Origin of the sequence: Bacillus sp. NH11B (assembly GCF_001884205.1) — a bacterium.
Lineage (GTDB): Bacteria > Bacillota > Bacilli > Bacillales > Bacillaceae_G > Bacillus_A > Bacillus_A proteolyticus.
In genome coordinates this window covers 49,955-62,424 of the sequence record NZ_MAOG01000016.1, presented here as the reverse complement: position 1 = coordinate 62,424, position 12,470 = coordinate 49,955, and the positions used below count along the sequence as shown (strand labels likewise).

15 protein-coding genes are annotated in these 12,470 nt (G+C 33.4%); 9 read left to right on the top strand and 6 right to left on the bottom strand.

Translation table 11 applies throughout. The features are described from left to right. Positions 1 to 54: 54 nt before the first annotated feature. Positions 55 to 753, bottom strand: coding sequence for a peptidase E (locus BAU27_RS02735; protein ID WP_071745048.1), 699 nt, complete (start codon positions 751 to 753; stop codon positions 55 to 57). A gap of 544 nt (positions 754 to 1,297) precedes the next feature. On the opposite strand from BAU27_RS02735, the gene BAU27_RS02730 reads away from it, so the two are divergent. The 6 genes from BAU27_RS02730 to BAU27_RS02705 all read left to right on the top strand — a co-directional run bounded on the left by BAU27_RS02730 (position 1,298) and on the right by BAU27_RS02705 (position 5,091). Beyond that, on the top strand, positions 1,298 to 1,696 hold the full coding sequence (locus BAU27_RS02730; RefSeq protein WP_071745049.1) for a DUF3942 family protein: 399 nt from the start codon (positions 1,298 to 1,300) through the stop codon (positions 1,694 to 1,696). A gap of 125 nt (positions 1,697 to 1,821) precedes the next feature. Further along, entirely contained in the window at positions 1,822 to 2,238 is a 417-nt protein-coding gene (locus BAU27_RS02725; RefSeq protein WP_071745050.1) for a BlaI/MecI/CopY family transcriptional regulator, read from the top strand. A gap of 1 nt (position 2,239) precedes the next feature. Further along, positions 2,240 to 3,052 (top strand): M56 family metallopeptidase, encoded by an 813-nt coding sequence (locus BAU27_RS02720; protein ID WP_071770062.1) that lies wholly within the window; start codon positions 2,240 to 2,242, stop codon positions 3,050 to 3,052. Between the two features lie 54 nt (positions 3,053 to 3,106). After that, positions 3,107 to 3,820, top strand: coding sequence for a cytochrome c-type biogenesis protein CcdA (ccdA, locus tag BAU27_RS02715; RefSeq protein WP_071745052.1), 714 nt, complete (start codon positions 3,107 to 3,109; stop codon positions 3,818 to 3,820). 18 nt (positions 3,821 to 3,838) lie between these two features. Further along, positions 3,839 to 4,393, top strand: coding sequence for a TlpA family protein disulfide reductase (locus BAU27_RS02710; protein WP_071745053.1), 555 nt, complete (start codon positions 3,839 to 3,841; stop codon positions 4,391 to 4,393). A gap of 17 nt (positions 4,394 to 4,410) precedes the next feature. Then, on the top strand, positions 4,411 to 5,091 hold the full coding sequence (locus BAU27_RS02705; protein ID WP_071745139.1) for a prolipoprotein diacylglyceryl transferase family protein: 681 nt from the start codon (positions 4,411 to 4,413) through the stop codon (positions 5,089 to 5,091). A 53-nt stretch (positions 5,092 to 5,144) separates the two neighbouring features. Here the strand turns inward: BAU27_RS02705 and BAU27_RS02700 are convergent, their stop codons facing one another. Next, positions 5,145 to 5,690 carry a helix-turn-helix domain-containing protein gene (locus BAU27_RS02700; protein WP_071745054.1) on the bottom strand — a complete coding sequence of 182 codons (546 nt, stop codon included), beginning with the start codon at positions 5,688 to 5,690 and terminating at the stop codon, positions 5,145 to 5,147. A 148-nt stretch (positions 5,691 to 5,838) separates the two neighbouring features. Between BAU27_RS02700 and BAU27_RS02695 the strand changes: the two genes are divergently transcribed. Beyond that, positions 5,839 to 7,176, top strand: coding sequence for a D-serine ammonia-lyase (locus BAU27_RS02695; RefSeq protein WP_071770061.1), 1,338 nt, complete (start codon positions 5,839 to 5,841; stop codon positions 7,174 to 7,176). A gap of 151 nt (positions 7,177 to 7,327) precedes the next feature. Then, positions 7,328 to 8,575: a DUF445 domain-containing protein gene (locus tag BAU27_RS02690; RefSeq protein ID WP_071770060.1), complete on the top strand. Its 1,248-nt coding sequence runs from the start codon at positions 7,328 to 7,330 to the stop codon at positions 8,573 to 8,575. Positions 8,576 to 8,607: 32 nt separating this feature from the next. Here the strand turns inward: BAU27_RS02690 and exsE are convergent, their stop codons facing one another. Genes exsE through BAU27_RS02670 form a run of 4 tightly spaced genes read right to left on the bottom strand, consistent with a single transcriptional unit; the run spans position 8,608 to position 11,552 of the window. After that, a complete protein-coding gene (gene exsE, locus BAU27_RS02685) occupies positions 8,608 to 9,564 on the bottom strand; it encodes an exosporium protein ExsE (RefSeq protein WP_071745057.1) in 957 nt (318 codons plus the stop codon). Continuing rightward, positions 9,561 to 10,631, bottom strand: coding sequence for a hypothetical protein (locus BAU27_RS02680; protein ID WP_071745058.1), 1,071 nt, complete (start codon positions 10,629 to 10,631; stop codon positions 9,561 to 9,563). Before BAU27_RS02680 ends, exsE begins: the two co-directional genes overlap by 4 nt. Beyond that, positions 10,624 to 11,067 carry a hypothetical protein gene (locus BAU27_RS02675; protein WP_071745059.1) on the bottom strand — a complete coding sequence of 148 codons (444 nt, stop codon included), beginning with the start codon at positions 11,065 to 11,067 and terminating at the stop codon, positions 10,624 to 10,626. Before BAU27_RS02675 ends, BAU27_RS02680 begins: the two co-directional genes overlap by 8 nt. Beyond that, a complete protein-coding gene (locus tag BAU27_RS02670; protein WP_071745060.1) occupies positions 11,064 to 11,552 on the bottom strand; it encodes an RNA polymerase sigma factor in 489 nt (162 codons plus the stop codon). The genes BAU27_RS02675 and BAU27_RS02670 overlap by 4 nt, the downstream gene beginning before the upstream one ends. Before the next feature lie 275 nt (positions 11,553 to 11,827). On the opposite strand from BAU27_RS02670, the gene BAU27_RS02660 reads away from it, so the two are divergent. Then, positions 11,828 to 12,466: a response regulator transcription factor gene (locus BAU27_RS02660; protein ID WP_046959036.1), complete on the top strand. Its 639-nt coding sequence runs from the start codon at positions 11,828 to 11,830 to the stop codon at positions 12,464 to 12,466. Positions 12,467 to 12,470: the final 4 nt, after the last annotated feature.

Below are 12,470 nucleotides of genomic sequence, written 5' to 3'. Positions count from 1 at the left end.
AAAATGAAAATGTCCCTAAGTCATTATACTTAGGGACATTTTTTTGATGAATGCTTATAAATAACTTTTTAAAGTTATGTCAAAATGTTGTCTAATGAGTTTTCCATTATTCATATAAAACTCCCAAGCTGTATCTGGCTCACCGATAATTTCAAATGAACCTTCTGTAATATATAAAGCACAATTATCTTCTAATGCAATGCCTTCTATATTACCTTGGTGAGTTTGTAAAAACGTATGGAAAGCATTCATTCTATTTAATTGATTGTAATGAGGGCAAAATCTTTTATTAACAATGCTCCAGCCACTACTTTCTATATAACCAGAACCTTCATAATCTGAACGAATGCTAGATGTGAACCAGCACATCGCACCGGCACTATACCCTGCAATAAGTGTTCCACGTTTTAAAGCAAATAGTAACTTTTCATCTAGTTTATGTTCTTTCCATTGTTCAAGCATGTGAACGTAATTTCCACCGCCAAGATAAATTAAATCGGCAGAATGAATCATCTCATCTATTTCATATTTAGTAGGTGTTTCGGTTGAAATGCGTAAAATTTGAACCTCACAATGTAATTGCTTTTCAAATGTTTCTAAAAATAACTTTATATATCCTTCATCATCACGACTAGCTGTAGGAATGAATAATACTTTTGGGTATTGTTTATTCGTTAATTCTATAAGTCGTTCATTAATATGCAAGTGATTTGGATCTTGTAAATCACCGCCACCAATGACAGCTAATTTCATAGTAAAGCACCACCTAATAATATTTGTTATGTAAAAATTCGATAGTGGGGAGTTACATTCCTTCTGTGATTTAATGAATAAGGGGAAATAAAGTGAACAATATATTAGAATAGCATAAGGAGTCGATAGCTCTGGATAGAAAGGAATTAGAAGCAGTTTATCCCGCTATTTGCGGGCAGTAAGATTCCCAACTCAAAATTCGACTGGATCAAAGCAGTTAAGTGGAAGCCCTGCTGCCCGTAAACGCCCGATTGGTGAAGGCTAATAATCAGTGGGGGATGAACAAAACCCCCACTGATTAAAGTTTCACTTTATTGATATATAATACTGGATAATATTGTTTCAAAGTATGGAAACAATATGTTTAAATGAATATAACGGCGTACTAATTAATATTGAAAGAGTGTTTATATTTAAAAAGTGCGGGGAATACCAGAGGTTTTACAAAAGCGGTTTTTACTTTTTATTGGAAGTTATTTTATAATATGGTAAAATTATATTAATATATTTATTGGCGTAGACTGAAAAGAGGGAGCGTGAAAGAGTGGATTTTCGATTTGAGTTCGCAGCGAAGGTGAAAGAATATTTAGATGATGAAAAAGATGAAAAAATAATAAAAGATGGACACAGAGATATAATTTATAAATATTTATATCCGTTAGAGAGTGAAATTGGAATTTTTAAAAATCCTAACTTTACTTTTTTTGCATCAGGAAGACGTTCACATATAGTATTAGAAAATATTGAATTTAAAACAGAAGTAAACGTAGAAAGTAATATAATTGAAATTACAAAAATAGTGGATAATGTGGCGATTCCATTAGATACTATCGTAGCTAAAGATCGGGAATTATTTGCACTCGGGCGTAATGAGAAATTTAGTGTGCAAATATTAGAATATTATCTCTATGATACATTTGGTGAGAAGTTAGGTTTACAATGAATCGAACGCGGTACAGCTAACTAATTAGTGGAGATTAGGATTCATTTAAGTATCAGTTAGTATCATTTATGTTTGACCTTCTATATATTTTATACTACAATCTGTAGTGTGAAAGGGGCCATACGATGTTTACTCAAAACTACAAGTTAAATGAGCAAGGGTTAAATCACTTTTTCGGACCGCTTGAAGCGAAAATAATGGAGATTGTTTGGGCTACGGAGGGTATTACCATTAAAGATGTGCAACAGAAATTAAGTGAAGAATCCCCGGTGAATTTTAATACTGTAATGACAGTTATGAACAGATTAGTAGAGAAAGCACATTTAGAAAAGCATATTGTGAAAAGAAGTGGTATGTATCGTACTACACAAACGAAGGAAGAATTTTTATCTAATCAAACGAAGAAAATGACACAGGAATTAATGGGTGAATTTGGGGCTCTTGTTGTGAACCATATGATAGATGAGTTAGAACAAGCTGATCCATCTTTAATAAAAAAATTAGAAGAGAAATTAAGTCAGCTAAAAAAAGAGGACCGATAAAATGAAGTGGCAAATGCGTAAAATCATTTTGTTAGCAGTGACTATTAGTGTGCTTTTTTTAAGCATGTTAGTATACTATGTTACATACCCATTTCTTTTTCAAAATAAAGCATTTTTCCTTTCGCAATTTTGTTTATTTGAATTACAAAAACATATGAGGGAACTATCGATACTTCGTATAATGATAGCCGGATTACTGTTATTTACTGTAATCATTATGAGTAAAAGAATTTGGAAGCAATTTTTTTATAGTAAAAGATTGAAAAGAAATCTCGTGTCCATTACTAGAAAAGGAAAGCAAGTGTACGTATTATCAACGTTACAGATTACGGCATTTACAATTGGATTATTTCGACCGAAAATTGTCATTTCAGAAGGAATGTTTCAGGCATTTTCTGAGGAAGAAATTGATGCGATTGTATTACATGAGGAATATCATCAAAAAAATCGAGATCCATTAAAGTTATTTTTCTTTACCTTGTTAGCTGAGGGAATGATGTATATTCCTATATTAAAAGGGATGCTGCAGCGTTATCATGTATATCAAGAGCTATCAGCTGATAAATATGCGATGCAAAAAATGAAATCTTCATTTGAGCTAGGTAGTGCATTATTAAAGTTAATTAAAATAAAGACGATGGAAAATCAATGTATTACAGCGTCGTTTGCGAAAACCGCAATTAATTTACGAATTGAGCAAGTATTGAATGAGAAAGTTGTTAAGCTGAATATGCCATTACATACAAATTCAGTATATGTAACGTTAGGGCTATTTTGTATGTCGATTGTACTTATTGTCGGAGAGTGCATATAGCCTCTTTTTTTAATAATCAACACTACACGTTGTAGTGTTTTTAGGAGGGATAAAATGAATGCGACGGATTTAACAATTTGGCTAGTAGTAGGGGCGGGGATACTTTCATTTATATCACCATGTTCTTTACCGCTATATCCATCTTATTTATCATATATTACAGGTGTTTCTATTCAAGATTTAAAAGAAAATCGTGGAATTATGCAAAAGTCAGCGATTATACATACAGTATTTTTTATGATCGGTTTCTCGGTTATTTTTTATGCGTTAGGTTTATCGGTAAGCTGGATTGGGATCACTTTTTCATCTAATCAAAGGTTGATTCAGCAAATTGGTGGGATATTTATTATTTTGATGGGGCTATTTATGACTGGATTGATTCAGCCTAAGTGGCTTATGGCAGAGAAAAAAGTACAATATAGAAGAAAATCGACAGGCTATATTCGCTCAGTTTTGGTCGGCATGACATATGCAGCAGGATGGACACCGTGTGTTGGACCAATATTTTCTGCAGTGCTTATGCTTGGTGCGACCAATCCTGAAAGTGCGCTTCTGTATATTACAGCGTACACCCTTGGATTTGCGGTTCCGTTTTTCGTGATGGCATTTTTTATTGGAAAGGTAAAATGGATTGTTACATATGCCAATGTCATGATGAAAATTGGCGGTGGAATTATGCTTGTAACAGGAGTTTTATTATATACAAATCAAATGACGAAAATTACAGCATTTTTTATTCGTATATTTGGTGGATTTACAGGATTTTAGAAATGAGGAGGAAGAAAAGTGAAGAAACTAATTGCTATTATACTGGCCGGGGCATTAATTTGGGCAGGGGTTAACTTTTATAATACAAAGAAAGAAGAAAAAGAAAGAAAAGCAAAACAAGCGGAGTTACAAGAAACAGAAGTATTACCACAAGTAGGATTTAAAGCGCCAAACATAACATTAAAAGGATTAGACGGGAAGCTGCATTCGTTAAATGATGCAAAGGGAAAACCATATGTTATTAATTTTTGGGCATCATGGTGTGGGCCATGTGAAATGGAGGCTCCTGATTTAGTTCGTTTGTATGATAAATATAAAAAGGATGTTGAAATTTTTGCGGTAAATGCAACAATCGGGGATCCAGTACAAGAAGCGAGTGCATTTGCAGATCGTCACGGATTTAAATTTCCTGTTCTATTAGATATGGACGGAGTAGCTGGAATAGATTATAAAGTATTTTCTTTACCAACGACATTTTTTGTTAATAAAGATGGAATTATTGTAGATCATGCACGAGGTGTATTACCTCCAGATCAATTAGAAGAGAAGTTTAAAAAAATAATTGAGAATTAAGAGGGGATTTCATAGTGATGGAGTGGATGGTGAGGTTACAACCAGTTTCTCTTATAATAGGAAGTCTATTTGGATTTACTATGATGAAACTAAGGATGAAAAAGCAAAATATTCAATATGAAAAAATGATGGATGCGGTAACGAATGGTTTTCTCATCATTGTATTAGCATGGAAATTCGCACCGGCAATTTTAAATCCGGTATGGGCCATTGGAGCGCCACTGCAAGCATTATTAGCTGTAGGAAGTATGCAGCATATTATAGCAGGATGTGTAATTGCGAGTGTATACATTGTTTGGAAAAGTAAAAAGGGACAATTTTCGCTTTGTATTTTACTTGATGCATTGCCTATTGGACTATGTATGAGTATTATTTTTTATTTTCTATTCAACCACAAAATAGGTGTACAAACGACACTGCCTTGGGGTGTGAAAATATATGAATCAAAATTTTTATATCACCCTATTTTCGTATATGAGATTATCCTTGCTCTTTGTATAATGGGCTTGTTATGGGTGAAAAATGAAAGACTCGGAAATGGAAAGAATATAAGTGTTTTTCTAATTATTGAGGGCGTTGCTCATATTATTATTTCGCTTATTAGTGAGCAAAATTCGGTTCTACTTGGTTTATCAATACAGCAAATAATGAGCTTCTTTGTTATTAGTTTAGGGATTTTGTTCGTGCCGAAAAAATAAAAAGATAGCTACATATGGAGTATGTCCATGCGTAGCTATCTTTTTATTTTATATTAAAAAATCGGCGGAGTAACAGAAAATAAAACAATCGCATTTTTCTTGAATTGATTTACCCATTTATGTTTTAAATAAGCTGGTATTTTTACGCTATCACCAGTTTCTAATGTGTATTCTTCTTCATTTAAGTGCAATGTGATTTTTCCGTCTAATACAAATGCTAATTCTTCTCCTTTATGTTCTAAAGGATTTTCTGATGAAGAAGTATTTGGAGGAACAGTCATAATTGCTGTTGCTAAATTTCCTGTGAAATCAGGCGATAACAATTCATATGATAAATTATCGATAATCATTTTTTTTCGTTTATGAGAGCGTACGATTAAATCGTCTGTATTTGTCTCTTCAAGTAAAAAACTAAATGTTGGAACATCAAGAGCTTTAGCGAGCACCTTTAATGTTTGAATAGAAGGGTTAGCAGAACCACGTTCAATTTGACTGAGCATAGATGGTGTGATTTCAGCCATCTTTGCTAGTTCTTTACTAGTTAACCCTTTTTCTTTTCTTTGTTTTTCAATCTTTTTTCCAATATCTATATTTTCCATAACGCATTCTCCTTAATAATTATTAAATTATATTTAAATAAATTAAATTGAAATTAACCGAAACTGAATTTTATGTTAAACTATATTTAAATTAATTTAATTATAATTTATTGTATGGCGAGCTACAAGGATATGAGGAGGAAGAGGAATGAAGGAGATAGAGGTATTAAAAGAACGATTCCCATTAGTAAATAACCTTATTGCAACGGAAGAAGTATTTTGGATAAATCCGAATACAGAAAAGTATGAAACGGCAATAAAAGATTCTCCATTGAATGAAGGAAATGTAAAAGATGCCGAAGAGAGGTTAAAGCGTTTTGCACCATATATTGCGAAAGTTTTTCCGGAAACGAAAAAAACGAGTGGCATTATAGAATCTCCTTTAGTGAAAATACCTACTATGAAACAATCTTTAGAGAAAAATTACGGGCAATCTATATGGGGAGAATTACTATTAAAATGTGATAGTCATCTTCCGATATCAGGTTCAATAAAAGCTAGAGGCGGAATATACGAAGTGCTGAAACATGCCGAGCAATTAGCACTTCAGCATGGAATGTTAACAGAGGAAGATGATTATTCAATTTTAGATAGTGATACATGTAGAGAGTTTTTTGCGAAATATTCAATTGCGGTAGGTTCGACAGGGAATTTAGGACTGAGCATTGGGATTATGAGTGCGAAACTAGGTTTTAACGTGACTGTTCATATGTCAGCAGACGCAAAACAATGGAAAAAAGATTTATTAAGAAGTAAAGGTGTAAATGTTATTGAATATGAGGCTGATTATAGTAAAGCAGTAGAGGAAGGAAGAAGGCAAGCAGATGCTGATCCTACCTGTTATTTTGTAGATGATGAAAATTCACATGATTTATTTTTAGGGTACGCAGTAGCAGCATCCCGTTTACAAAATCAATTAAAAGAGTTAGAGATTGTAGTAGATGAAGAACATCCTTTATTCGTTTATTTACCATGTGGTGTCGGAGGCGGACCTGGCGGAGTGGCATTTGGCTTAAAGTTATTATATAAAGACAACGTTCACTGTTTCTTTGCAGAGCCGACGCATTCCCCGTGTATGTTACTCGGGTTAATGACAGGACTTCATGATAAAATTGCTGTTCAAGATATCGGGATTGATAATGTAACAGACGCGGACGGACTTGCAGTAGGAAGGCCATCTGGATTTGTCGGTAAAACGATGGAACCATTTTTGAGTGGAAATTACACAGTGAGTGATGAAGAGTTATATAGATTATTAAAAGAACTGGCTGATACGGAAAATATTTATTTAGAGCCTTCTGCGTTAGCGGGTATGATTGGTCCGCTTAATGTATGTAAAGCTGAAAATGGGTATTTACAAAAGCAACAGTTAACTGAGAAGGTGAAGAAAGGTACTCATATCGTGTGGGGAACTGGTGGGAGTATGGTTCCAGAAGACGTGATGAATGGGTATTATAAAACAGGTGTGGAATTAACGTTAAAATGAAAATGAGGCTATTTGCAGCCTCATTTTTTTCATGTACATAAAATTCTTTGTTATTTTCACAATAGTTCTTTATAGTATATATAAAGGATAACTAATATTGAATAAATATAACAAACAGCTTTATTTTACATAATAAGAGGATGTGTATACGATGTCATTACAGACTAAATATATAGCGGGTATTTCGCTTGGGGTTATGGGCGTAGGTTTTGCGGCTTCAATCCCTTTTCAAGGAACGGTAGCTGGAGAGATTATTCAAGGGGGATTTGAAGCTGGTTTAGTTGGTGGACTTGCGGATTGGTTTGCGGTTACAGCTTTATTCCGTCATCCGTTGGGAATTCCAATTCCACATACAGCATTATTACCTAAAAATCGGAAGCGGGTAACAAAGGGACTCGTTTCTACGTTAGAAAATGACTGGCTGACGAAAGAAAGTATTACAAGTAAAGTAAAAGAAATGCAGCTAGCACAAATGGTACTGCAAATTGCTGAGAAAGAGTTACAGTCTGATGCTGTGAAAAAAGGGATTGTAACAATTGCTGAGAAAGCGATTCTTCAAATAGATACGGAAAAATTAGCAGTTATTATTGAAAAAGAATTGAAAACATATTTGCATACAATTAACACAAGTAACATATTACAAGTTCTCGTGGATCAATTAGTTGTGCAAGAATATGATGAAAAAACACTTGATTACATATTAGTAAAAGTGAAAGATTGGACAGCTCAAGATGAAGCACGTTATCAGCTCGGAAGCTTAGGAATGAAGGCGATGGAAAATATAAAAGTAGATGGATTCTTACAGTTTACTTTGAAATCATTTATGAATATTGTAGATGAAGATAAAATTGGCGGCATTTTGCAGAAGTTTATTATTAGCAATATTAACAGCTTACAAGATGCGGATAATAGCACAAGACAACTTATATTATCGAAAATTCGTCAAGAAATTATAAATGTAAAAGAGAATGAAGCGTTACTACAAGAATTAGAAAATTGGAAAGAAAAATGGATTGCCAATTGGGATGCTACTGACAAAATTAAAGAGATGCTGGAGCAAGTACAGAGTAGGGCGGTTACCTTTGTGAAGAATGAAGAATTTGCCGATAAATATGTTGTTCCATTCTTACAAACACAAATGAATAAAATAAAAGAAGACGAACTGACTGTTCAAAAAATAGAAGATTGGTTACAAAAACAAGTTGTTACTATTGTTGAAAAAAATCATTCGAAAATTGGAAAGCTTGTGCAAGAAAACCTTGATAAGTTAGATGATAAAACATTAATCGAAATGATTGAAAATAATGTCGGTAAAGATTTGCAGTGGATACGAGTGAACGGGGCGGTTTGCGGATTTATGATTGGATTAGTGTTAGAAGGAATTAAAGCGATTATATGAGAAAAACCTTCCGCAATTGCGGAAGGTTTTTCTTATTTTTCAATAACGCTCATATTTAAATTATAAGCTTTCTCAATATTTAACTTGTACGTGCCATTTCCAGTTTTAATTGAATTTTTATACCAATGTTCTTGGTTGTTTAATTCTGGATGTTCTTCTGAAGAATTATTTTCTTTTTTCGTTAAATCTTCTACTTGTTCCCAAGGTGTACTTCCATGTGTTTCTTTTTGATTCGTTACTGCTGTTAAAGATACATCACTCTCTTTTGCAAGATGGATAGACACTCTTGAGCTTTCCTGTACAAACCAATTATTTTGTAATTGACCTGGATAAAGAGATAGTTCGTTATTTGAAGCACGGATTTCCACATTTTTATTTTGCGGAAGAACAAGCGTTGGTTTCACCTGTGGTGCTGAATTAAATAACGTATGCTGAACAGGTAATGATTTTAAAGTGATATACATCGTTTCTCCAGCCGTTTGAACTGAAAGGAAATCATCTCGTTTTAAATTGAGTTTTTCATTTGCTTTCGTCGTCATTTCATAAGTTCCCAAAAGATGAATTTGATTTGTATTATTTCCCTCTATCGTTAGAGGTTGATGTCCTGCATCTACTACGATTTTTTTGATAGATTCAGATATATCAAATTGTCCGTCTGGAATATTACTCGTTTGTCTCGTTGTGTTAATAGAGTGACGAACTTCTTCTAGTAATCCAGTTGATAATAAACAGTAAAAAGCAATTCCGACGCTTCCTAAAACGCCGATAAAGAAAATGCTAAAAATATCATATTTAATAAATGATTGTTCCTTCTTAGAAAATAAAAGGTATAGTAAAACTTCAGCTCCAAGTATAATAAGTAAAACTGGCCACCATGCAGTTAGTGTATCTAATACTTGAATTCCTTTTACGACTGAAAATAGTAAAAAGCATCCTAACGATATAATAGAAAGCCCCATTGAGAATGTTCCAACACGCCAAGTCCTCATTCGCTTGTCCCACCTTTGTTTTCTTTATTTCCAAGTAACAATTTAAAGCCGCCGCCAATTAAAAGGAGCGCAACGATAGATGTTTGGAAATAGCGATAATATAGTTCACTAAGATGAATATTAAATATAGTTACAAAATAATCATTCAAAATAGGAAGGACTGTTTGATCTAATAAATAATAAACACCTAATGCGATTAATCCGATACCAATCCATCTTTGATGATTTATAAAATAATCGATAATTGGTTCGTCTTGTACTCGTTCTTTTCCGTATTTTGCTGTTTGCTGTAACGCATCAAAAAAGCTATAGAACCAAATGATTGGTACTAAAAATAAAAATGCAGAGAGTCGTAATAAATCGAGTAAATAAATAGATAGTAAAAAGGCTGCCATAAGCTGAAGACCACGACGTTGTAAACCTAAATACATATGTCCTGCTCCAGGGAACATCGCTAAAATAGAAGCAAATGTTTTACTTTTCTTTCCTTGTTCCCGATGTTCTTCAAAATCTTCGAAAATAGTGCGATCATCTAGTTGCTCGCCACGTTCTTTTTTCTGTAGTTGCTGAACGACATCGAAGAAATTATAAATCCATAAAACAGGTAACGTAATAAGAAAGATAAGGAAACTTCCTTGAGATGTTAATAAAGTCACAAATATAATCATGCTGCCCAAGCCAGCACAAGCGACTAAAAATGTAAGACCACGTTGCATAAGTCCTAATTGGAAATGGCCAAGTCCAGGGATGATGGATAGGAGAATGATATAAAATCGTTCGCTCTCTTTAGAGGAATTTATCAATTCTCCAGTTTCTTGTTTTTTCGTTTGTTTTATAATGGTGATAACTAAATCTAGTAAGTTAATTACCCATAGAACAGCTAGTAAAAATAGAGAAAGAAAAGCAATATCACGTTCTCTTACTACTATGGTACAAAATACTGCAAAGGAGAATAGAAATAAAGATCCTCCGCTATATAAAATAAACCGTCCTAGCTTTTTTAAGTATAAATGTCCAAGCCCAGGAATTAGCCCTAATACAAGTGCTAAAAAGGGGTTTTTATTCATGCTTTGAACCTCCGTCCTTTTTTGGTGTGTCTACCGATTTGTTTACAATTTGTTGTGAGATAGAAGTCTCATTGTGTTTCGAAGATTTTTCGAAATTTGATGTCGCTGTGAAAATATAATGGAATAAACCACTTACCATAAAAATAATTGTAGCCGCCGTCGCAATTATGTAGTGAATAATCGTACGCTTTAGCTGGTTTGATTTCATATTTTCATTAGGCTGTAACGTTTCGAAATTAATTTGCGATATAACTTCGTTCGTAAATGAATCATCATTTATCATTGGAAGGTTTTCATGTTGTTCATCAATATTTTCCATATAAAGTGCTAAACAATGATCACATTCATAAAGGTGCTCTTCCATAGATTCACGTTCATTGCTTGCTATAACATCTAATGTATACTTGTGCCAATCTTCTTTTGAATAATGCATCATAGAAACTCTTCCTCCTTCCAATGTTTTTTAATCCATTTTCTTGCCCGATACAGTTTCATTTCGACCGTTTTCACTTCGATGTTTTCTTGGAAAGCAATTTCTTGATAACTTTTTTCCTCTAAGTAATGCGCGAGAACGACGTCACGGTAATTGTCGGGAAGTTCTCTTAGTTTTTGAGCAATGAGTAATTTTTGCTCTTTCGTCAATAGTAAAGCTTCAATGTTATGAGAGGATTTTATATTTTCCTCTGTTTCTTTACATAAGGAGAGTTCTTCGTTTTCTCTAGCTTTCTTTCTCTTATAATCAATAGCGTGATTGGTGGCAATACGTGCCATCCACGTTTTTAATCCGCGAAATTGATAATTTGGGAGAGAGTTGTGAATTTTTACGAATACTTCTTGTGTAACATCTTTAGCATCTTCTTCATGTCTTAAAATAGAAAAGATAACTTGAAAAATATAATGACGATATGTTTGTACAAGGATACGAAAAGCATGCTCGCTTCCTTGCTGTGCTTTTTCAATTAATTGTTTTTCCTCAATCGGTCTCTCCCTCCTTTTTGACGCATTCTATTATATAGACGTAAAGAATGATAAGTCACCCTACACATTTTGTAAAAAAAGAATAATATATTTTTAGCAGGAGGGCTATATGAAAAGGTGTGAAAAAATGGTAAAGAGAAGTATATAATGAGCAAAGAGGAAATGCTACATGGAGAAAGGATGTGAATGTTAGTAGGATAAGGTCCATACTAACAAACATGAAAATTAAAATATTAATAGCCGATGATAATTCTTTTATTAGAGAAGGTATGAAAATTATTTTAAATACATATGAAGAGTTCGAAGTATTAGATACTGTAAATGATGGAAAAGAAGCTGTAGCGTATTGTAAAAAGCATGAAGTTGATATTGCGCTTTTAGATGTTCGTATGCCAAACATGAACGGGGTAGAGGCGACGAAAATAATTTGTGAAGAGACAAAAACAAAACCGCTTATTTTAACGACGTTTGATGATGATGAATATATTTTGGATGCAGTAAAAAACGGAGCGAAAGGTTATTTATTAAAAAATAACGATCCGGAGCGTATTCGTGATGCGATAAAAGGAGTATATAACGGTCAAACTGTTATGCAAGATGTAGTCCTTGATAAAATTAAGTCTAATTTAATGGAAAGTAAAGAGGAAGAATGTAAAATTGATAAGAGCCTTTTCACAGAAAGGGAGCTTAGTATTATCGCATTAATTGCAAAAGGTTTCTCAAATAAAGAAATTTCGAAACAGCTTTTTATATCTGAAGGAACAATCGCAAATTATATTACATCAGTTTTAGGGAAAACGGGACTTGAACACCGCACACAAATTGCGATTTACTACTTAACAGGGAAAGTAGATTAATGAT